This is a genomic window from Levilactobacillus zymae (genome assembly GCF_032190635.1).
GTDB classification, from domain to species: domain Bacteria; phylum Bacillota; class Bacilli; order Lactobacillales; family Lactobacillaceae; genus Levilactobacillus; species Levilactobacillus zymae_A.
In genome coordinates this window covers 2,344,145-2,367,045 of sequence record NZ_JAVLAS010000001.1, presented here as the reverse complement: position 1 = coordinate 2,367,045, position 22,901 = coordinate 2,344,145, and the positions used below count along the sequence as shown (strand labels likewise).

The 22,901-nt window shown below is 52.5% G+C and carries 16 protein-coding genes and 1 CRISPR repeat array; of the genes, 14 read left to right on the top strand and 2 right to left on the bottom strand.

Annotation, left to right across the window (positions count from 1 at the left end):
• Nucleotides 1-129: 129 nt before the first annotated feature.
• From RI501_RS11285 to guaB, 8 genes are all read left to right on the top strand, one after another.
• The gene (locus RI501_RS11285; protein WP_313822651.1) at nucleotides 130-684 is read left to right on the top strand and encodes a hypothetical protein; all 555 of its coding nucleotides are present in this window, start codon (nucleotides 130-132) and stop codon (nucleotides 682-684) included.
• Between the two features lie 339 nt (nucleotides 685-1,023).
• Nucleotides 1,024-1,425, top strand: coding sequence for a hypothetical protein (locus RI501_RS11280; RefSeq protein ID WP_313822649.1), 402 nt, complete (start codon nucleotides 1,024-1,026; stop codon nucleotides 1,423-1,425).
• 148 nt (nucleotides 1,426-1,573) lie between these two features.
• Entirely contained in the window at nucleotides 1,574-3,226 is a 1,653-nt protein-coding gene (locus RI501_RS11275; protein ID WP_313822647.1) for an ArnT family glycosyltransferase, read from the top strand.
• Between the two features lie 44 nt (nucleotides 3,227-3,270).
• Complete coding sequence (locus tag RI501_RS11270) at nucleotides 3,271-4,974, top strand: hypothetical protein (protein ID WP_313822645.1); 1,704 nt, start codon at nucleotides 3,271-3,273, stop codon at nucleotides 4,972-4,974.
• Between the two features lie 313 nt (nucleotides 4,975-5,287).
• The gene (locus tag RI501_RS11265; RefSeq protein WP_313822643.1) at nucleotides 5,288-5,749 is read left to right on the top strand and encodes a hypothetical protein; all 462 of its coding nucleotides are present in this window, start codon (nucleotides 5,288-5,290) and stop codon (nucleotides 5,747-5,749) included.
• Nucleotides 5,750-5,877: 128 nt separating this feature from the next.
• Nucleotides 5,878-7,539 (top strand): ArnT family glycosyltransferase, encoded by a 1,662-nt coding sequence (locus tag RI501_RS11260; RefSeq protein ID WP_313822641.1) that lies wholly within the window; start codon nucleotides 5,878-5,880, stop codon nucleotides 7,537-7,539.
• Nucleotides 7,536-9,218, top strand: a complete 1,683-nt coding sequence (locus RI501_RS11255; RefSeq protein ID WP_313822640.1) for a 6-pyruvoyl-tetrahydropterin synthase-related protein — start codon at nucleotides 7,536-7,538, stop codon at nucleotides 9,216-9,218. Before RI501_RS11260 ends, RI501_RS11255 begins: the two co-directional genes overlap by 4 nt.
• A 216-nt stretch (nucleotides 9,219-9,434) precedes the next feature.
• Nucleotides 9,435-10,574 carry an IMP dehydrogenase gene (gene guaB / locus RI501_RS11250; protein ID WP_313822639.1) on the top strand — a complete coding sequence of 380 codons (1,140 nt, stop codon included), beginning with the start codon at nucleotides 9,435-9,437 and terminating at the stop codon, nucleotides 10,572-10,574.
• Between the two features lie 145 nt (nucleotides 10,575-10,719).
• Here the strand turns inward: guaB and RI501_RS11245 are convergent, their stop codons facing one another.
• Nucleotides 10,720-11,286, bottom strand: a complete 567-nt coding sequence (locus RI501_RS11245) for a matrixin family metalloprotease (RefSeq protein WP_313822637.1) — start codon at nucleotides 11,284-11,286, stop codon at nucleotides 10,720-10,722.
• Nucleotides 11,287-11,994: 708 nt separating this feature from the next.
• Here RI501_RS11245 and croR point away from each other — a divergent pair.
• The 6 genes from croR (at nucleotide 11,995) to RI501_RS11215 (ending at nucleotide 20,348) form a co-directional block, all read left to right on the top strand.
• Complete coding sequence (gene croR, locus RI501_RS11240) at nucleotides 11,995-12,684, top strand: response regulator transcription factor CroR (protein WP_313822634.1); 690 nt, start codon at nucleotides 11,995-11,997, stop codon at nucleotides 12,682-12,684.
• Between the two features lie 10 nt (nucleotides 12,685-12,694).
• Nucleotides 12,695-13,870 (top strand): sensor histidine kinase, encoded by a 1,176-nt coding sequence (locus RI501_RS11235; RefSeq protein WP_313823234.1) that lies wholly within the window; start codon nucleotides 12,695-12,697, stop codon nucleotides 13,868-13,870.
• 62 nt (nucleotides 13,871-13,932) lie between these two features.
• Nucleotides 13,933-15,264 (top strand): D-alanyl-D-alanine carboxypeptidase family protein, encoded by a 1,332-nt coding sequence (locus RI501_RS11230; RefSeq protein ID WP_313822632.1) that lies wholly within the window; start codon nucleotides 13,933-13,935, stop codon nucleotides 15,262-15,264.
• Nucleotides 15,265-15,697: 433 nt separating this feature from the next.
• Complete coding sequence (locus RI501_RS11225) at nucleotides 15,698-18,940, top strand: YhgE/Pip domain-containing protein (protein ID WP_313823232.1); 3,243 nt, start codon at nucleotides 15,698-15,700, stop codon at nucleotides 18,938-18,940.
• A gap of 241 nt (nucleotides 18,941-19,181) precedes the next feature.
• Complete coding sequence (locus RI501_RS11220) at nucleotides 19,182-19,985, top strand: AzlC family ABC transporter permease (RefSeq protein WP_396442525.1); 804 nt, start codon at nucleotides 19,182-19,184, stop codon at nucleotides 19,983-19,985.
• 18 nt (nucleotides 19,986-20,003) lie between these two features.
• The gene (locus RI501_RS11215) at nucleotides 20,004-20,348 is read left to right on the top strand and encodes an AzlD domain-containing protein (RefSeq protein WP_313822630.1); all 345 of its coding nucleotides are present in this window, start codon (nucleotides 20,004-20,006) and stop codon (nucleotides 20,346-20,348) included.
• Between the two features lie 201 nt (nucleotides 20,349-20,549).
• Nucleotides 20,550-21,370: direct repeats of the CRISPR family, unit length 28 nt; unit sequence GTATTCCCCACACGTGTGGGGGTGATTC.
• A gap of 157 nt (nucleotides 21,371-21,527) precedes the next feature.
• On the opposite strand, the gene RI501_RS11210 is transcribed toward RI501_RS11215, so the two are convergent.
• Entirely contained in the window at nucleotides 21,528-22,721 is a 1,194-nt protein-coding gene (locus tag RI501_RS11210) for a class I SAM-dependent methyltransferase (RefSeq protein WP_313822629.1), read from the bottom strand.
• Nucleotides 22,722-22,901: the final 180 nt, after the last annotated feature.

The window sequence follows — 22,901 nt, the reverse complement described above, 5'->3', positions numbered from 1 at the left end:
CGCATCATTGCGGATGAGGGGCGGATAACGCGAATGCTTGACTCTGGCAGCCCCCTTCCTAGAATGGACTGTAGATAGCCAATGCCTGGGACGACTGACTATAGTCTTAAACTCTGAGGGGGAGTTTTCATGAAAAAGGTTTTAGGTTATGCTGCCGCTTTAGTCGCCGCGTTGTCACTAGCGGGGGTTGCGGCAACTTCCGCCCATGCGGACGGTGCTTCAGCCGATGCGGCAAGTGGCGTCAGCAGCAGTGCGTCATCCGACACGTATGATGCGTCGTTTAGCTTCGATGGTGGTGGCGACAACGCAGTTCCGGTAGCGGCTTCTAGTTCTAGCAGTGCGGCTAGCTCCAGTTCTGCGGCCGAATCCAGTAAGCCACAAAAGCCCGCTAAGAAGCCGGCAAAGGTGGTTACCAGCGCCAAGAAGATGCGGGGTCGTTTGCGTTATCGTAAGGATAGCCGCATCGTTTTGTTCCAGAAGGGACGCAAGGGCGCTAAGGTGACGTTGCGGAACCGGAAGGGTCAATACGTCACCAAGTTTGACGTTAAGCGCAGCGGTAAGTTCAGCATTAAGCTGAGCAAGAAGGAAGCAGAAAAGTTAGCGAAATACGGCAAGTACTTCACCTTTACGGTGGCCGAAAAGGGTTACAAGACCTATACCGTGAAGTATGTGATCTTCAAGTAACACCAATTGAATAACGACGGAAGAGAGTGGGACAAAAGGCGGTTAGCTGGTGAGCATTAACGTCGTAAGACGGACAATCCTGAACTTGGATTGTTTGGCTTACGGGGTTAAGCGGAACCAGCTGCCTTTTGGCGCACGTTTCGACACCAAATATTCGGAGACGCTAAAGAGCCTGAGACTTTTGTTCTAGGCCCTTTTTTGCTGGCAACGCAAGAAAAACCCTTTTCACAACGAGATTCATAGCGACTTGGGGCGGACGAAGGGTTCCGACTTGTTTCGGTGAGCCGGCGGTCCGTATAATCAGCGTACATCAGAGATTTTTGTCAGGAGGCATTAATATTGGGAGAACTGATTCAGATGACCACGCCGCGGGTAACATCCGCGATGGACGCAGAGACCATTGTGATTGTTCCGCGAAAAAAACACTTACCGGTGACCCCGGTCGAACCGTTAGCGCCACAGTCGGTGAGTCCGACTTTACGACTAAGGGCGATCCGGCCGCGAAAACGGCAGTTGCGGTTTCACCACGCTCGCCGGGGGATGACGGTTGTCTTGCGCGATCAGCACCAGCGGGTGATTCGCGTGTGTACCGTGACCCAGTCGGGGAAGTTGACCATCCCGCTCTCCAAGCGCCAGTTTTCGGCGGTGACCACCGGACCGTTCTACGTCACGGCACTGATCACCCGGTGCCCGGCAGTCACCGTGAAGTATACGGTAGCGGGGGAGCCATCACAAAATTAATTGTAAGGTGATCGAGTGATCGCCCCGCTTTCACGCTAAAATTGTTGAAGCCACCAACGGGCTGCCCCATAATGCGAACCGAATGGTGGTGCAACACCGCGCACCACCGATGAGGATCGAAACTCAGGGAGAGAATGGGTGATCGCGCGTGTTGGCTAAGCTGAAAGCACAGTTGAATAACCGGGAATTCCAATATCTGACGTTATTCACGTTACTGGGATTCTTTATTATGTTGATTTGTTCGTACACGTCACCGGCGTTTTATTTCGATTATTCGCCGGATAATAACGCCTTTTTTACGGTGGGCAAGGCCATGGCGCATGGTCAGGTACTGTATAAGGATATTTTCGAACAGAAGGGCCCCTACATCTACCTCCTACACATCATCGCGTACCTGGTTTCGCACCGGAGCTTTGTGTTTATTTACGTCTACGAGTCGGCAACGTTAATTGCCTCGATGTACTTGACGTACCGGATTGCTAAGCGGGTGTTGACCACGCCACAGGCTTTATTGGTCGGCATTCTTTCACCGGCGTTATTCCTCTACCACCCGTACTACGATTACGGGGATACGGCGGAGTTCTTCGCGTTGCCCTTCATCCTGTCGTTGATTTATCTGATCATGTTACTGGTGGACCACCACTTCCAGGTCAGTCCCTGGTGGTTCTTTGCGCAGGGGCTATTTGTCGGGATCGAGTTCTTCTCGAAATACACGCTCTTAGGCGGCTGGATTGCCTTTTATCTCTTCATGGGGATTACCTTACTGCGTCAGCGGAATTGGGCCGTCCTCAAACGCCTAGTGCTATGGAGCGGGGCGGGGTTCTTACTAGCGACGGTGCCGTGGGTGCTCTACTTTGCCACGGTCCACGGCCTCAAGAGCTTTATTTACGTCTACTTCTTCTTTAACACGCACGTGTACCTGACGTCGTCCGTGTCGTTCTTCGCCAACCTGGTACAATCGACCAGTCTGCTGTCCCAGTTCTTCTTGTCCGGCGTCGTTTTCTTCGTGTTGGGCTTACTGGGGACGTTGGCGATTACCTTTCGCACGGATATCTTGAAGGGCGCTTTCGCCAAAAGCCTGTATCTGGTGGTCTTTTTGGCTAACGACATTTTGGCCCTGTACGGCTATAGTAGTGGCAACGTCTTCCAGTACTATCAACTGGTTTACTTTCCGTTCTTCGTGTTGCCGTTCATCTACTTCTGCAAGTTCTTCTTTGACCGGCAGACCATTCAAAGTGACGACGATGCCCTGACCATTCTGGCCACCATCCTAGTCAGCCTGTTCCTGGTTCTGGGAGTCAATAATAACTTTACGAGTTCACGGTTGTTCCCCAATAACGCGTCGGTGACGAACCGGCACACCAAGGTACCACAATTGCCGGCGCAGACCGAGTTTGGTGATCTGATGCGGGCGAAGTCCACGGGGAAGAACCTTACGTTGTTGAATTACGGGTCGATCGACATGGGCTTTTACACGGCTTCTGGGGCCGTGCCTAACCAGTATTACTTCCAGAATTACAACATTCCGGTACGCAGCGACCCGACGATTATCGACTCGCAGGTCAACGCAATTCGGCATAAGCAAGTGGAGTGGGTGGTCTTTAACACGCCGGCGGGGAAGTCACCGCAAGCCTGGAAGGGCCTCGCCTATAAGCCGGGCCAGATTACGGATGGCAACCTGAATCCGGGGACGGCGCAGATCAGTAAGGTCCTGTACCGCAATTATCGGTACGTGGCCCAGCATACGCAGAGTTTTGAAAACATGAACGTCACCTACTGGTTATTCCAACGTAAGGAATAGCGTTCGTGACCGTGAAACGTTAGTGGTTGGGGGAGTCTGGTAGTATGATGCAACTAATTCGACGAATGGTGACAAAATATCGGTGGCAGCTAGAACTGCTTAGTTTTGTGGTCCTGAGCGTCATTTGGATTTTGCCCTGGGGCTTTTCTGGCAAGCTCTACCTGGGAGACGATCTGGGGTTTCACCTGAATCGCATTCAGGGGCTGGCTCGCGACATGCAACTCAGTGGTCACTGGTGGCAGATTCCGGCCGTTTCGACCACGGCCTTTAGTGGCTGGGGGTATCCCATTAACCTGTTCTACCCGGCCGCCGCGTTGTTGCCGGCTGCCTGGTTGCAAAACCTCGCTAGTGGCATCAGCGGCTATTACCTTTTCTTGGTTCTGTTGAACGTGGTGACCCTCTGGATTGCCGCCCAGGTAGCTGACCGGTTGTTACCCAATCACGCCGAGGCCTTCCTAGCCGCCGTCATCTATAGCTTTGCCCAGTACCGTTTCTTGGATTTCTTCGTGCGCGGCTCGTTGGCCGAAGGGATTGTTTTTGCCTTTCTGCCCCTGATTTTCTACGGGACTTACAGCATCGCGGCCGGGGATTACCGGAAGTGGTATTGGTTGGCCGTGGGGATGGCCCTGATTGCGTTGACGCACGTGGTCTCCCTGGTCTTGAGCAGCGTTGGGGTGGTCATTATGCTGAGCTTTTGGGGCTTGCGGCGCCGCGAGATTTCCGCGCGGGCACTGCGGTTAGGGGCTGCTGCGGGCACGGCGGCGTTGCTATCGCTAAGCTTTCTGGGACCGCTAATCGAACAGCTGCAGCACATAGGAAAGCTGGGAATTGCCCAGTATACCTTGGCCGATAGTGCCACGCACCTCGGCGACTTACTGTGGAATTCACTGAACGATGCCGTAGCCTCTAACGCCATTAACTTTGGGATCTTGCTACTGGTCACTAGCGGATTGGCGATCGTCGTCTGGCGGCGGTTACGGCCGTTCGATCACTATTGTCTGGTACTGGGTGGCATCTTCGTGTTACTGGCGACAAACCTGTTTCCGTGGCCGTTGCTTCAAGGCCTGCTGGGGAGTATCCAATTTCCGTGGCGGTTCTTGGCCTTGGCCGACTTTCCACTGGCCTTGGTTGGCGCTCGCGCCATCATGGTGATTACCCGGACGACGACCTTTCAACGCGGGTTAACCGTGGTGGCTGCGGTGACGGTGATTGTCGTGGGCTTATCCTTTAGCGCCAGCACGACCCTTTATCGGTCAGTGGGACCGACGAACGCGAAGGTTGTCACCAATGCAACCTACTTGGCAAATGCCACGCAGGACACCACGACCGATTACGTGGCCCAACGGGGTCTCGTCTCCATGGCGGCGGTCCGGACGCATTCAATTCCGGTAATGAATACCCAACCTAACGGGCAACAGCCCGCTTCGTTGCAACAATTAGGGGTTCGGCCGGTTGCTAACGGCCTAGTCTACACGTTACGCAGTACGACTGCGCAAAACATCAAGTTGCCGCAGCTGGACTACTACGGATATCACGTCTACGTGAACGGGCACGAACAGACGCCGACGCTCGATGGCAACGGTGTGGTGCACATTCGGGTGAACGCGGGGACCAGTCAGATTCGTTATGAGTACCGCAAGACGACCGTGCAAACCGTAACGGGCGTACTGACGGCGTTAGCCTGGATCGGCTTGCTTGGAACCGGTGGCTGGCGGTGGTATCGACGTCAACGGCAACTGGATGCCTAGGACTGAACCGGTTGCAGGGATCGTTCAATCAAGAACGATCTTTTTTAGGGAATCAAACCGTTGGGCATTAACTAATGCTAGGATTAAGGATTGGTGATGATTTCATTGCCGGGTAATTAAGGCTGAAAGCTTGTCATGCCGCGAAAAACTCACCTCTCCGATAATTCTAATAATTGAGGATAGAAATAACTCGTTAATTAAAAAATGTCCCCTTGACACTAGTGATTGAGAAAACTAGAATGAAAAACGGATCATTAAATTAGCGATAATTGAGGGGTCTAAATTACATATTTTTCTGTAGGGGGAAAATTTCATGAAAAAGATTTTCGGTTATGTTTTAGGGCTAGTGGCTGTCTTCACTTTAGCCGGCACGATCGCGACGACGGCTAACGCCGCCGGCAGCAATGCCGTTGCAACTAGTGGCTCCGCTTCTGGCGCAACCTCTTCTAGTGTGGTCAAGAAGGCCGTTACTAAGAAGAAGGCTACCAAGAAGGCTAAGAAAGTTGCCACGAAGAAGCGCATCAAGTTAGCCAAGAAGTACCGGAAGAACGCTAAGAAGGTTGTCTTCAACAAGGGCCGCAAGGGTTCCAAGGTAACGTTGAAGAACAGCAAGAAGCAAACCGTTAAGAAGTACAGCGTTAAGAAGAACGGTAAGTTCACGGTTAAGTTGACCAAGAAGCAAGCTAAGAAGTTGCACAAGGGTAAGACCTTCAAGGCTTCCGTTGCACAAAAGGGTTACAAGACTTACACCGTTACGGTTAAGATTGCTAAGTAAGGGTTAACGCCTAAACCGAGCACGACAGGAGCGTGGTCAGACTGACCGCGCTTTTTTTGTGGCTTGACGGCACCCAGCCGCGGTCATGACCCGTTGGCACGACATCTGATGGATAGGGGAGAGTATTTTTGACACACCTTAAACGAGTTTTGAGCAGCCACGCGGCGCAGTACGACTACCTGTTGGCCATCGTGGGGGCCTTTTTAATGGCGTTTTGTTCCTACACGTCACCGGCCTATTACTTTGACGTTTCACCCGACAACAACGCCTTCTTCACGGTCGGTAAGGCCATGATGCACGGCATCGTCCCATACAAAGACATTTTCGAGCAAAAGGGACCCTACGTGTACTTCTGGCACGGGTTAGCCTACCTGGTCTCGAACCGCAGTTTTCTACTCATTTTTGTGGGGGAAATTCTCACCTTAGCCGCGGCCATGATCTTGGTGCATCACTTGGCCCTCCGCTTACGAATGACGCCGCTAACGGCGTTTTTGACGGCGCTATTATCGCCGGTCCTTTTCCTCTACCACCCGTACTTTGACTACGGCGATACCGTGGAATTCTTTACGATCCCGTTGTTATTGTCTCTGGTCTACTTGATCGTGTTACTCGATCGCAAGGGCGCACGGGTGTCGCCCGTCTGGTTCGCCCTCCAAGGGGCCTTCGTGGGTCTGGTCTTCCTCTCGAAATACACGTTATTGGGGGGCTGGATCGCCTTTTACCTGATTTTAGGCGGGTATCTGCTAGCACATCGGCAGTGGCGTCACTTGGGGAGACTGGTTCTCTGGAGTGGTGGCGGCTTTTTGCTGACCACGGTGCCCTGGCTGGTGTACTTCCTGGCCCACGGGGCGTTAGGCGACTTCATTAACGTTTACATCCTGTTTAACACGCACGTCTACCTCACGTCGTCGGTCTCGGTCTTCTCCAATCTCATTCAGTCGGTGGTCTTATTGGCCCAGTTTTACATGGGCGACGTCCTCTTCTTCATCTTGGGCATCCTGGGAACCTTCGTGCTGATTTTTCAGACGGACTTACTCCAACAGCCCTTCACCAAGGCCCTCTATCTACTGGTCTTCGTGACGACCGATTTGCTAGCGCTGTACGGCTATCAGACGGACACGGTCTACCAATACTACCAATTAATCTACTTTGCGTTCTTCGTGCTGCCGCTGATTTACTTCGCCAAACTATTTTTTGATCGGGTTCAACTTCCTCGCTTGGAGGACCCGTTTAGCATCGTGGCCGTGATGATTCTCAGCCTGTTTCTGGTGTTGGGGGTGAACGGTAACGTCACCAAGTCGCGGCTCTTTCCCAATAATTCGTCGATTACCGAACGTCAAACGAAGGTCCCACAACAGCCCGCACAGGTTGAATTTGGGCGTCTAATGCGTGCCCGGACTCCGCAGCACCACCGGTTAACCCTACTGAATTACGGGTCGATCGACATGGGCTTTTATACGGCGGCGGGGGCTGTGCCTTCGTTGTATTATTTCCAAAACTACAACATTCCGCAGGCCGCCGCGCCCCAAATCTTACGGGAGCAGGTCAGTGCCATCAAGCACCAGCGCGTGGGGTGGGTGGTCCTGAACACGCCGCACGGGCGCTCCGTCCGGAATTGGCGGGGGTACGTGGGTAACGACGGTCGGATCACGGCGGGGAACCTCAATCCGGGGACGGCGACGTTGGCCGGTCCCTTGTACCGCCATTACCGCTTAGTGGCCAAGCACAGTCAAATCTTTGAGAGCACTAACGTGACGTACTGGCTCTTCCAGCGCAAGGTGGACCAATGAGCCGCTGGGGAGCGCGACACTGGCGGCTGCTAGAAAGCTTGGCGTTTCTAGGACTCAGCCTAATCTGGTTACTGCCCTGGGCCTTCTCCGGTCGGCTGTATCTTGGCGACGACCTGCAATTTCACTTGAACCGCCTGCAGGGGTTAACCCACTACATCGCGACGACCGGTCGGTGGTGGGCGGTGCCGCCGGTGACCACCGGGGCCTTTAGCGAGTGGGGGTATCCCATCAACCTGTTCTACCCGGCCGTGACGTTACTGCCGGCCGCCTGGCTCCACTTGGTGGTGAACGGGGTGACCGCCTACTACCTCTTCTTAGGACTGGTGACCGACTTGACGCTGGAACTCACGGCCTGGGTCGGTCGGCGGTTGTTGGACAGTCGGCTGGCCGGGGCCGTGTTAGCCGTCATCTATGGGTTTGCCCAGTACCGGCTATTGGACTTCTTCGTGCGGGGCGCGTTAGCCGAGGGGCTGGTGCTCGCGGTACTGCCCTTGGTGATTTATGGGGCCTACTGCCTGATTGCCGGGGATGATCGGCAATGGTTCTGGTTGGCCATTGGCATGGCGTTAGTGGCTTTAACCCACGTGCTGTCGGTGGTCCTGTGCAGCTTGGCCATCTTGGGCATGTTGGGCTTGTGGGGCCTGCGCCGCGACCGCTTAAAGGCCCGACTGGGGCACCTCGTCCTGGCTGGTGGGGCGACGGTCCTCCTGGCGGCGACGTTTCTGGTCCCGTTGGCTGAACAGCTCTACCGGTCGCCGTCCTTAGGCGTCATGCGCTATCAGTTGGCTCAAAGTGCGCTCCAACCGGGGCAATTCTTACGCGATACGCTTCAAAATCGGGTCACGTCGGACCATGTGGGCTTAGGACTAAGTCTCCTGTTGGCCAGTCTGGTGGCCGTGTTGGCTTGGCGCCGACTGCGCAGCATCGATCGCTATTTCCTGATTCTGGGCTGGGTCAACGTCTGGTTGGCGACCCGATGGTTCCCCTGGCGGCTCCTACAAGGTCCACTGGGAATGCTGCAATTTCCCTGGCGCTGCTTGACCCTGGCAACCTTCTTCATCGCCTTAGCGGGCGCACAGGGCATGGTGCAACTGGGACGTCCTAGCCGGTTACGAGAACAACTAGGGCTTCTGGTTGGGGTGACGGTCATCGTGGTGAGCCTTAGTCTGACCGCTAATCAACGGCTCTATCGACAAGTCGCGACCGGCCCGAAAATCGTCACGGCCACGACCTATCACGCGGCAACCCAACAAGCTGTTGACCAGGATGCCGATTACCTACCGGCCGCGGCCACGCCAACCATGGCGGCCATTCGTACCAAGTCCGTGGCGGTTATGAACACCCAGCCGAACGGTCAACGACCAAGTGGACTGCACGTGGTGTCGCGGCGGGTGCAACCGTTGGGTGTGAGCTACCGTATCCGGAGTCGCACGGCGCGCATCGTGAGATTACCGGTGATTTACTTTTACGATGACCGCGTGTGGGTGAACGGCCGTCCCCAGGATTTCTGGTTAGACGCCACCCGGGTCATCGCCGTGCAGCTGCGGCGGGGGATTAACCGGGTGACTTACCGCTACCACCCGACGGTCAGCCAACGGGTAAGCGGCTGGGTATCGTTGGTGGTCTGGCTCGGCGGACTCGGACTCGTCATCCGCTGGAGACGCCGACCTGAGCGTTAGTGCCCAACTACCGAAGCGACGCGGGGAAGCTGGTCAGGCCAAAGGTGGGGGAACTTCCAGTGAAAATATGGAGAACTGCCCCATTTTCATGAAAAACCATGAAAGTTCGATGAGAAACCTTGACCGACCAAGGTTTGGCTGGTACATTAGAGAACAATATCTCCCAGGATTCCTAACCGAGCCTGAGACTAAATCACAGAGGAGCGATCAACTATTATGTCTAATTGGGACACGAAGTTTGCTAAAGAAGGAATCACGTTTGATGATGTACTGTTAATTCCCGCGGAAAGTCACGTTTTGCCGGACGAAGTCGATTTGAGTGTCCAATTAGCCCCGAATTTAAAGTTGAATATCCCGTTCTTAAGTGCCTCGATGGATACGGTCACCGAGACCAAGATGGCCACGGCCATGGCCTACAACGGTGGGTTGGGAGTCATTCACAAGAACATGACCACCGCGAAGCAGGCCCAGATGGTCGCTGACGTTAAGGCCATCGAAAACGATGCCGCTCAGCACCCTAACGCCGCCGTGGACGCCAACAACCACTTGCTGGTGGCCGCTGCCGTGGGGGTCACGTCCGATACGTTCGAACGGGCTCACGCGCTGCTAGACGCCGGGGCCGACGCGATTATCATCGATACGGCCCACGGTCACTCCGCCGGGGTGCTGCGGAAGGTCGCTCAGATTCGTGAAGAGTTACCGGACGCCACGTTAATCGCGGGGAACGTCGCTACGGGTGAAGGGACCCGGGCACTGTTCGAAGCCGGCGTCGACGTGGTTAAGGTCGGTATCGGCCCTGGTTCTATCTGCACCACGCGGGTGGTTGCCGGTGTCGGGGTGCCGCAAATTACGGCCGTTTACGATGCCGCTAACGTCGCTCGTGAATTTGGCAAACCCATCATCGCTGACGGGGGCATGAAGTACTCCGGCGACATCGTCAAGGCCATGGCCGCCGGCGGAAACGCCGTGATGTTTGGGTCCATGTTTGCCGGGACCGATGAAGCGCCTGGCGACGTCATCGAAGATGGTGGGAAGAAGTACAAGTCCTACCGGGGCATGGGCAGTTTAGCCGCCATGGAAAAGGGCTCCAAAGACCGCTACTTCCAAGGTAGTGTCAATGAAGCCAACAAGTTGGTGCCCGAAGGTATCGAAGCCCGCGTGGCTTACAAGGGGAGCGTTAACGACATCATCTTCCAGATGATCGGGGGTCTACGTTCCGGGATGGGCTACACGGGCAGTGCGAACATTCAAGCGCTGATCGATAACGCCCAATTCGTTAAGATTTCTAACGCCGGCTTACGGGAATCTCACCCGCACGACGTTCAGATCACCAAGGCCGCACCTAACTACAAATAAAACTAACTACCAGCACCAGCTCACGGGTTTAGCCCGGAGCTGGTGCTTTTTTGCATTTTTGAAAAAATAGGTAAATTAAAACCCCCGGCAGGCATTCGGTCCTGACGGGGGTTCACATTCGGGATTTTAGAAAGTGGGAAGAAGCTTAGTTGTTGTAGGCTTGTTGTAAGGCAACCTTGTCTTGTTGTTCAATGGATGCGTACCGTTCGCTGGCGTACATCACACTGGCTTCGGACTTGGAGTGGCTTAAGCCTAAGGCGTGGCCAATTTCGTGAGTTGCCACGTTGGTCCGTTGAGTCTTGGTGTAGTTGTACTTGTTCAGTAACTTCTTGTTTAACGTCGAGGTAGCGGAAACAATCTGGTTGCTATCGCTCTTCTGGTAGTAAGCGTAGTTGGTGTAACCGGCTAAATCATCACCCTTAGTCTTCAAGCTGTTGGAGGAAGTCAACGTAATGTCGGCCTTTTCACCGCTCTTGGCAGGAACTAATTCAACAACGCCAACCTTGTTCCAGGACTTCACAGCGTTCTTCCAAACACCCTTGTAGTACTTGGAGGAAACATCGGTCTTGTAGGTGATCGTCGTGGTCTTCCAAGCACCCCAGGTAGGCGTCTTGGCATTTTCAGCGGCGTTAACCGACCCACCTAACGTGGTGAAGGCTAAAGCAAAGGTTGCGGAGACGATAGCGATTTGTTTGATGATTTGCTTAAACATGATGTTTAACCCACTTTCTAAAATTCCGAATGTTTTGATTTTCTAAATTCCTTATCCCTTTGAACAATGCTAGTATGCCTTGAAATCGAATTGATTTGTTCACACACCTAGTTGACTGTAGATAGTTTCGAGGGGACAATTTTTATGAAGTGGGTATAAACCATTAAAAATGACCCTTTAGACCCTTAGAAATAGTTACAGATAAGGGTTTGTGGTCAAAACCAAAAACCGGTTGTTTGCTATACAAATTTAGATTGTTTAAAATCCAATCCAAACCAGACTCCCCCAAAAGGTTTAGGGGAGTCTTGAATTTAAGGATCACCATAAAAAAGACGATTAAAAAAATAACGAACGTTTTGCGGTGGTTTATCGCCAGATAAGGGTAAATTGGTCCAAGGAGTGTGCGATTTTTCGTCCGGTTGTGACCGGCGGGTGACGGTTTTGGCCGGGGGCCGGTTTAGGGGGCTAAAGATTTTTTGACCAGTTTTGACGATTGATAGCGCCCCCGAACAAGTGCTGGGTCAGAAAAGGGGCGGCGGTGGCTAGACGGGGGTAATTAGTGTAAAATTAAGAACTGTTAAATTGCCTTACGCCTGAGTAAAGGTTCCGGGCCAAGCCGGATTGCCGGAAGAATTTTTGGTACACTAAGCTTAAATGCCGAAACTGACTGCTCGTAAGTGGGCGGTTATTGTGAAGGAGAACGTGAAGATGAAAATTTTAGTTGTCGACGACGATAAAGAAATCGCCCAATTACTCGAAATCTACATTAAAAACGAAGGCTACGAGCCCTTGACCGCATATAATGGTAAGGAAGCCCTCACCAAGTTACACACCACGCCCGATATTGCACTAATGATCTTAGACGTGATGATGCCCGAGATGAGTGGGATTGAAGTCATCAAGGAAGTCCGAAAAGACTCGCAGATCCCGATTCTGATCTTGTCGGCCAAGACCGGCGACATGGATAAGATTCAGGGCCTGATCACCGGGGCGGACGATTACGTCACCAAGCCGTTCAACCCGCTGGAAGTCATGGCCCGGGTCAAGTCGCTGTTGCGGCGGAGCCAGGACCAAGTGACCGACGATAGTCCCGACGTCTTAGACATTGGGACGCTGACCATTAACAAGGACTCCCACGAGGTCAAGACAATCACCGGTAAGACCGTCTCGTTGACCGCGTTGGAATTTGGAATTCTCTACCTATTAGCGAGTCACCCCAACCGGGTTTTCTCGGCCGATGAGATCTTCGAGCGGGTCTGGCGTCAAGAAAGTATCGTGTCCGCCAAGACCGTGATGGTTCACGTGAGTCACTTGCGCGATAAGATCGAAGAGGCCACGAACGGCGAAAAGGTAATTCAAACGGTCTGGGGCGTGGGGTACAAGATTGAATCCCACTAACCCCACCAGCATGAAGCTCACGACCCGTGAGAAAAGCGCCCTCTTTATGGAAGGCGTCGTCACGGTAATTCTGCTGCTCATGCTGAATTTGGCGCTCTTAGTTTTGATCGTTCAGGCCATCGAGAGTAATCCCGGACTGCGCGACGGGATCTTCATCATTAAACGCTCCGTGGTGTTAGGTCCCCATCACTACCAATTGTGGAGTTGGGAGAACCTCTTCATTGGCCTGATGATGATTGGTGATGCGTTGGTGGTGTGGTGGCGCTTGATTCGCCGCTACAAGCAAATGCAGTTGCACCATATTATTGAAGAGTTGCACTACATCGCCAACGGGCACTTCGACCACCGCATCCCGTTTCGGGTCAGTGGGGACGTGCAACGGGTGGTCGATTCGGTTAACGCGTTGGTCGATTCGGTCATTCATTCGATGGACGAGGAACGGGCGATCGAGAAGTCCAAGGACGAGTTGATTACCAACGTCAGCCACGATATTCGCACGCCGCTGACCTCGATCATCGGGTACCTCGGCTTGATTGAGGACAAGCAGTACAATTCGGAGACCGACCTGCTTAAGTACACCCACACGGCCTTTCTCAAGTCCAAGCAGATGAAGTCGCTGGTCGACGATCTGTTCGAGTACACCAAGGTACGTCAGACCGATACGCCCCTGAGTCTGACTAAGATCGACTTGGGCGCCATGCTGGAACAGCTGGCGGCCAGCTTCGAACTGGAGGCCCAGAAGAAGGGCATGGCGATCGGTGCCGATGTGGGCGAGACGCCATTGATGATGGAGGCCGATCCCGAGAAGTTGGTCCGCATCTTCAACAACTTGGTCAGTAACGCCCTGAAGTACGGGGATGGTGGTAAGCACATCAATCTGGTGGCGCGCCGCGTCTCCGAGGCCGAGCTGGAGGTCCGCGTGACCAACGATGGGCCGAAGATCCCCAAGGAATCCTTAGCCCTGATTTTCGAGCGGTTCTACCGCGTCGAGGAATCGCGGTCCAAGGAAACTGGCGGGACGGGGTTAGGCTTAGCGATTGCGCAAAGCATCGTGGCCCTACACGGTGGGTATATTTACGTCGAATCCGACGATGCCCTCACCAGTTTTGTGATTCATCTACCAACAGAACACGCGCACCCTTTGGCGGTGCCCCAGCGGTTAAAAACGGCGGGACCCACTGCTTAAGTGTGACTAAAAAATCAATCGCGGCAGCAGTCGCGATTACATAAGAACGGGAGAGTTTTGCTTTGAAACGTTTACGTCAATTCATGGTTGGGGTCGTCGCGGCCGTAACCTTACTTACGGGTGGCCTGAGTACCGGCGCAGTAACGCCTACGGTAACGGCTCACGCTGCGACAACGAGTACCACCAGTTCCACGGTAAACCTGAAGGCGAAGGCCGGGATTGCCGTGGACGCCACGACCGGCCAGATTTTGTACGAGAAGAACGGTGACCAGTCCTTGCCGGTGGCCTCGATGTCTAAACTGTTATCGATTTATTTGGTGTTACAGGCGGTTCACGCCGGCAAGCTGAAGTGGGACCAGAAGATCACCATCAGTAAGCCGATCGCCAAGATCGCTGAAGACACCGATTTGTCCAACGTGCCGCTGCGCGCGGGACACAGTTACACGGTCAAGGCCCTCTACCAGGCGTCTCTGATTTACTCCGCTAACGGGGCCATCGAGGCCTTAGGGAGCGCCGTGGCGGGTTCACCACACGCCTTTGTGACCCAGATGAAGGCCCAAGCCAAGAAGCTGGGGATGACCAACGTCAAGATTTACAACGCCTGTGGGTTGACCAACAAGCAAGTGGGCGATCTGGGCTACAGCAACGTTGCTGGTAAGGCCGAAAACGAATGGTCGGCCGCCGACCAGGCCAAGCTCGCCGTGGCGTTACTGGACAAGTATCCTGAAGTTCTACAGACCACCAAGATTACCAAGATGTGGTTTGAAAAGGGCACTAAGGATGCCACCAAGATGGAAAACTGGAACTGGATGTTGAAGGGCCTGACCGCGTCGTACACCAAGTTACACGTGGACGGGTTAAAGACCGGGACGTCGGATGCCGCCGGGGCTAACTTCACCGGGACGGCACACAACAACGGCAATCGGATCATCACGGTGGTCTTACACGCCGCGCACAAGTCCGAAACGGACCCGTCACGGTTCCAACAGACCCAAAAGATGATGTCGTACGTCTACAACAACTTCAAGACGGTGACGTACCACGCCGGCCAATCGATCACCGGGGCCAAGTCGATCACGACTCACGATGCCAAGGCCAAGACCGCGCAGACGGCGCTGGCCAGTGACGTGAAGCTCTGGATTCGTAACGACCAGGTGGCCAGCAACATCACGGCCAAGCCGCAATTGAAGGCGAGTCTGACCAAGGATAACGCCCTGGAGGCCCCGGTCGCCAAGAACCAGCAAATCGGGACTGCCAACCTTTCCTTGAAGGGGGACCAACTCGGCTTTTTGGGCAACACCAAGACGGTCAAGGTACCGCTGAAGGTGACCCAATCCGTAGAAAGGGCCAACGTCTTTGTGCGGATGTGGCGCTGGGTTGTGGCCTTGTTCTAAACGATTAGTGTTTCAACCATTGTTAAAATAAGTTAGGGGACCCCATTCAGGCGAAGGGGGTCCTTTTTTGTAGGCCTTTTTCCCAAGCGGGGACCCCCTGCGCCTAAAAGTTATGGTGCTAAGTTGATTAATATCAAGTTAATCACGAGGAGGATTCGGCATAATAGCATTAATGGCGGAGACATTCGGGCTGGTGTCCCGCGCCCACCGCGGCTTGAAGGCGACGCGCCAGGCAACGGTGTCTTTTTTTATAATTGGGTAAATTACCCGAAAACGTTGGTGTACCAAGTGTTTACAGTAATTAAAAGATAGTTGACGACCTGTTGCTTTTTTGACAAGTCAAGTATTAATGTGCGAATATACCTTATGATTAGCTGAAAACGCGCAATTTTTAAGGAAATTTTGAGGATAAAGGGAGTTGGAACTTTTGAAAATGGTGAAAGGCGAATGGAGCTATATTCGGCATAATCGGTTGATTTTGATTTCCGTTTTAGCAATTATGTTTATTCCATTCCTCTATAGTATTTTCTTCCTGCGGTCCGTTTGGGATCCGTACGGAGAAACCAGTAAACTGCCGGTAGCGGTGGTTAACCTGGATAAACCGGTGACTTATCAGGGGCAGACGTTAAACGTGGGTGACCAGACCGTCACCAACCTGAAGAAGAATCACCAACTGGGCTGGAAGTTTGTGTCTAAGCAACAAGCTGCCCAGGGGCTAAAGGACCGTAAGTACTACACGGTCATCACAATTCCCAAGAACTTCTCGGCCCACGCGGCCACGGCGTTAGACAAGCATCCCAAGAAGATGACGTTGACGTACAACACCAATGCATCGGCCAACTATATCGCCGAAGTCATGAGTGAAGTCGGCGCTTCTAAGCTGCAAAGCGAGATCAGTGCGAAGGTCACCAAGGCTTACGCTCAGGCGACCTTTAAGCTGGTCTACCAGGTCGGCAAGGGGATGGACAAGGCGGCCACGGGTTCCGCTCAATTGAAGGACGGGACCACGACCCTGACGGATGGGCTAAACACCTACACGACGGGGGTTAAGACGTTAAACAATGGGTTACAAACCATGAAGACGTCCGTGAAACCGTTAGCCACGGGGATTCAACAGTTAAACGATGGGGCCGCGACGTTGAAGTCCGGCCTGACCCAATACACTTCTGGTGTGGGCCAATATACGTCTGGGGTCAACCAATATACAGCCGGTGTGGGTCAATACACCTCTGGCGTGAACAAGTACACGGCCGGAGTGGGTCAGTATACTTCTGGCGTGAACACGCTGGCCAGTGGGATTAACACGCTGGGTGCCGGAATGCCTAAGTTGATTGACGGCACTAATCTGTTAAATTCTGGGGCACAGACGTTAAAGGATGGCACTTATAGGTATGTCGATGGCGTTTACACGTTGAACTCAGGGGTTAAACAACTGGGGAGTGGCGTGGGACCATTGGCAGATGGTGTTTCCAAGCTGTACACCGGGAGTAGCACGCTCAATTCTGGATTGTCGGAATTAAGTGGTAACTCTAGTGCGTTGAATAGTGGCGCTAGCGAGTTAGCCGCTGGGGCTTCAAAGTTTAATAGCGGTGTCGCTACGTTACGTTCAACTATCGAATCATATGTGGCGTCGGGAGCAACGCAGTTAAATCAAGTAAATTCCTTAATTGATGAAGTTAAGGCGTTAGAGGCAGCTGCTCCAGCTGGTGCTTCTGATCAGCTAAAAACATCTGTAAGTAACGTGGTTGCGGCTAAATCCGCTGTTGATGAAGCATCTAGCAGTGTGACCGCAGCAACATCACAGTTGAAGCAGGATGCAACAAAGTCGGGTTCAACCACGACTACGACGAACGCGACAACTGGTTCCGATTCTAGTTCAAGTGCCATTTCTAGTGCACGAGCTTTAATTAAAGAAGCTGAAGGTACGGATGATGCGACTAAATCCAAGGAGTTGTTGAGTAAGGCGGATGCGTTACTGGCTAATGCCGGCTCGTCACAAAGTGGGTCTACGACTAAGCAAGTGACGACTTCGTCAGCTAGCTCGGCAATTACAGCGGATGTGGCAGCTATTAGTTCAGCTCAACAAAAATTGAACGAAGCAACGCAGACGTTAGCCGCTCAGGTAGCAGGACTTTCTCAAAGCATCAGTACCGGGTCTTTGGGAACCGGTGGCAACTATGCCTTGGCTAAAGTCATTGCCGATGCGCAAACGACGAAAAACAACCTGACGCCAATGCTGGCTCAACTCAATGAATTAGCGTCTGCCAGTGGTCAAGCCAAATTGAAGGAACAACTGGATACATTGACAAACGGTGCTAATGGTCTCAGCACGGGTGCTTCCACGTTAAGCGGTAGCGTTAGTCAATACACGTCAGGCGTGGATAAGGCCTTCGCGGGGTCAACCTCACTGAAGAGTGGGCTCGGTAGCTTAAACGCTCAGGTGCCAACGCTTCAAAATGGGATTACCAAGATTATGAACGGGACGGCAGAGTTGGCCAAGAATGGTAAGACGTTGAAGTCTGGTTCTAGCCAACTTGCAAGCGGAACGGCTGAATTAAGCAGTAAAGCCTCTACCGTGGTTGCTGGGGTGAGTCAGTTGACGTCTGGCGCTGCCAAGCTCACGGCTGCCGGCAACACCCTTAACGCCAATACCGGTCAATTAACGGCCGCCGGCAACAAGCTGAACGCCAGCACCGGTAAACTGACGGCTGCGGGTAACCAGCTGAACCAAGCTTCACCGCAACTAAACAGTGGGGCCAGCCAATTAGCCGCTGGGACCGCGCAACTGAACAGCAAGGTGCCAACGCTGACCAGTGGGGTGAACCAGTTAGCTGCTGGCTCAGCACAATTGAACGCCAACAGTCCGAAGTTAGTTGCCGGGGCCAAGAAGCTGAACGCCGGGAGCGGTAAGCTGGCCAAGTCCCTGAAGTCTGGGGCCGACCAGATCAATAACCAACCACTGACTAGCAAGACGGCGGATATGTTCTCGTCGCCAACCAAGTTAGCCCACAAGAACTACAGTTACGTGCCGAACTACGGGCACGCCTTAGCACCTTACGTGCTGTCTGTGGCTCTTTACGTGGGGGCACTGGTCTTCAACTTCGCCTTCCCAATTCGGAAGGTGTCGATGGAAGGCGGCAGCGCAACGGGCTGGTTCTTCAGTAAGGTCTCGATTGGGGCCGTTGAAGCCTTAGCCATGGCCGTGATCGAACCATCCCTGATGATGTTAGGGGGCTTGTCGGTTGCCCACCCAGGACAACTGATCATCCTCTCAATTGCGTTCTCGGAGGCGTCGATGTTCATTGTCATGTTCCTGTCGATGCTCCTGGACAACCCAGGGCGGTTTATCGCCATGGTTCTCTTGATGCTGCAATTAGGGGGCTCCGGTGGGACCTTCCCAATGGAAGTCACGAACCACTTCTACAACGTCGTTCATCCGTTCTTACCAATGACTTACTCAATCCTCGGATTCCGGCAAGCCATTACGGACGGTATGGGCAGTGGTGTTGAGTGGCAAGCGGTCTTTGTCTTAGCGCTCTTCGTCATTATCAGTTTGGCACTCCTGTTCCCAACCATGCATTGGTTACAGAAGAAGCACCTGATGGGCGTTTCACAGTTAGACGATAACCAGAAGCTGCAGGCGGTTGAAGATCCAACCAGTAAGCGGCACTCCTAAACAATTAGCTTAATTAAAACGGCGGTGGACCTCTGGGGTCTGCCGCCGTTTTTGCATGATAGAGCGATGAAAAGTCACCGCAAATTTTCACAAAGATGGGGAACCAGGAGCGAAAAAGCCGTTTTGCCCCTTGATAATGTTCGGGTTACGGTATGAAAATCTTGTGAAACATGGTAAAATATCCTCGTGTGGTTTTATAACGCATTTCATATCTCAGAGTATTCGACGGAGGCAAACATTCTTGAATAAACGAAGGCCCAACCCCAAGCAAGTGCCTGATCCCAACGAACCCTTATGGCGGTCGACACTGCGGGTAGCCATGCCCCTTAACTTGAGTTACATTCCTATCGGGCTGGCTTGTGGGATTTTGCTCCACGCGGCAGGGTTCAATACCCTATTGACCGGATTAGTTTCCTTATTGATTTTCTCCGGTGGGGCACAATTTTTAATTGCCACGATGTTGACCATTAATTCCCCATTACTTTCAATTGTCTTGATGCTGTTTTTCTTGGAATTACGGTATGCCCTTTTAAGTTCGAGTCTTTCTCCATATTTAAAGGGTCAATCCAACCGCTTCTTATTTATCTTTGCAATTTCACTAAACGATGAAAACTACGCCATCAACTACCTTAAATTCGCCACGGATAAGAAGTGGACGGGTAAGGAAGCCCTAATGGTAGAACACTACTCGTTGCTGTTCTGGGCGATGAGTAACGTCATCGGGAGTTTGATCGGGAGCGCACTTAAAATCGATCTCGGCATCGTTAATTTCGCGCTGACGGCCCTGTTCCTCTACATGATCGTGATGCAGATCAAGAACCGGCTAACGGTGGTGATCTGCCTGATTTCCGGGGTGCTCGCCGCGGTCTGCATGATGATTACCAAATCAACGCTGGGGCTGGTGATTTCGACCATCATCTCCTCATTGATTGGGTTTGGGTTGGAGACGACGCTACGGAAGCGTCTGCCGGATAGTCACTGGTTTTGGAAGTTACGCAGCCCTGGGGCTAAGCAATCGGCGGTAGAAGGTTCGGATGGAAAATAAGGATGCAGGGAGAAGTTTATGAGTACAGTTAATACGTGGACCAGTACGCAGCATTTTTGGTTAATTATTCTCGGCTTTTTCGTTGCCTTCCTGCCGCGATATATCCCGCTGATGCTGTTTACCAAGCGTGAGATTCCAGAGTGGTTTAACGAATGGATGAAGTTTGTCCCCGTGTCGCTTTTTACGGCTCTGGTGGTTAAAGATGTGTTTATCGACAGTAAAAGTTACCAGCTGATCTTCACCCAGGTGCCAGAAATGTTGGCGGCGGTGATCGTCATCATCATCGCGTACCGCACGCGCTCAATGGCCATTTCCGTGATTACGGGACTGATTGGCGTGTTTCTGCTGTCGATGGTGATATAAAAAATAGTAAATCGTTATATCGGCATTATCCGCTTCTCAAGAGAAGTGGGTGATGCCTTTTTTATTAAAAATATAATTAATAGGGTATTCGTATCTTTGATTGAAAATAGAGCGCATTGTAGGTACAATTAATGAAAACAAGTTAATGTAAAACTGCAATAGACGAGATTTAGAATGCTGCTATGACGGCTTTTGTTTAGTGTATTCCCCACACGTGTGGGGGTGATTCTCTCCGGATTTTATTTTTCTACTAACGCTTGCTGTATTCCCCACACGTGTGGGGGTGATTCTATTAACGGGGTATACCCCCCACACCCTATATGGTATTCCCCACACGTGTGGGGGTGATTCTAACCGTCCCAGTAAGGCTATCAGGCTTTAATGGTATTCCCCACACGTGTGGGGGTGATTCTGAAGACCAGTGGGATAAGGTCGGTGTCATTGAGTATTCCCCACACGTGTGGGGGTGATTCTCAAGACGCCGTACGCCATCGTTAAACTGTCAGGTATTCCCCACACGTGTGGGGGTGATTCCGGCTACAGCCTCATCATTAATGGTCGCCAAGGGTATTCCCCACACGTGTGGGGGTGATTCCATGATTGTTGCCAAACTCATCAGGGTTACCGTGTATTCCCCACACGTGTGGGGGTGATTCCACTAGTAATTAGCACTAGCGTCTTGGAACCACGTATTCCCCACACGTGTGGGGGTGATTCTAATTGAAGCAGCACTCGCGGCTAGTCCAACAAGTATTCCCCACACGTGTGGGGGTGATTCTAGTAAGTTACCCCGTCAAAGGGATTATCGAACGTATTCCCCACACGTGTGGGGGTGATTCCCGCTAGGACGTGATTATGGGCACCCTTGGGACGTATTCCCCACACGTGTGGGGGTGATTCTACGCGACATGCCTGAATCCTTGACTTCAACTAGTATTCCCCACACGTGTGGGGGTGATTCCTAAAAAAGCTTACCCATTACGCTGATCAGACGGTATTCCCCACACGTGTGGGGGTGAGGAGATTGCACTAGCCGAAATTATCATTGGCCTATGTCTATTGTATATGGTCTTTTCTGTACTAACTGGTCATTAAAAAGCTTACCCATTACGTTGATCAGACGTAGTGGGTAAGCTTTTAGGTTGGATTACGGTCCGCGGCCGCAACCATTGACTCAATTTAGTCAGTTACTTTATCCGTTTCGGCGTACATGTAGTCCCGCGTCATCGGTAACATCCGGGCGGAAGGCCCCTTGGAAATCAGATACTGAATCACGTCGATATTACCGGATTTGAAGGATGCCGCACAGGCCTGTAAGTACAAGTCCCACATACGAACAAACTTATCGTCGAACATCTTGGCAACTTCTTCGCGGTGTTGGTTGAAGTTTTGATCCCAGATTTCCACGGTCTTTTGATAGTGCCGGCGCAGGGGTTCCATGTCATCGATTTGTAAGCCGTTTTCGATGATGTGGGTCGTGTTTTCCACCAGACCAGGCACGTAGCCACCGGGGAAGATCCACTTGTTTAGCCAGCCGTTGTTAGCGCCACCCTGTTGCCGGGTGATTCCGTGAATTAGGGCCACACCGTCGTTCATCAGGTACTTCTGAACGCAGTTGAAGTATTCGCCTAAGTTTTCGGCGCCGACGTGTTCGAACATCCCCACGGAGGTGATGTAGTCCCACTGTTCGTGGCCTAATTCTCGGTAGTCTTCCAACCGAACTTCGGCGACGTCTTGGAGACCCTCGTCGTTAATCCGTTGAGTCACGTAGTCGTATTGTTCCTGACTTAAGGTGATTCCCGTGACGTGTAAGCCGTATTCCTTAGCGGCCGTAAGCATCAACGTACCCCAGCCACAACCGATATCCAGGAGCGTTTTACCCGGTTGGGGGTTGAGCTTCTTGATGATGTGGTGGACCTTGTTGACTTGAGCGGTCTCCAGGTCATCGTCGGGCGTCTCGAAGTAGGCACACGAGTAGGTCATGGTGCTGTCCAACCAAAGTTGGTAGAAGTTGTTCCCGATGTCGTAATGGTTCTGAACGTCGGCCTTACTTTCCTTTTCGGTGTGCTTTTGCTTCGGTAAGAAGTGAATGTACTTCTTATTATGGAAGAAGCTGTCCGCATTTTCGTAGGCGGCCGTCAGCAGGTCTTCGATACTGCCGTCGATTTCAATCGTGCCGTCCATGATGGCTTCCCCCAACGCGATGGACGCGTTACGAGAGATTTCCTTGACCGGAATCGCCTGGTGGATGGTGATCGTGTTAGCGGGCGTGCCGGCCCCGTAGACGTCACTGGTACCGTCCCAGTAATTTACGCGGACGGGGATGTTGAAGGTGTGACTAAGAAACGTTTTGTAAAAAGTCTTTTCAAGCATGTCAAGGGTCCTTTCTGATTTGTCTTCCGATAAGGAAAACAGATTTACCACGCCATTATACGCCACTTCCCCTGGCTAACGTAAGGGGGAGGCTCAGTGTAACCGCTTAACCGCCAGCGAAGTTTGCAAATTTACCGGATTTACTAAACGGACATGGTATAATGAAACTACAAAAACCAG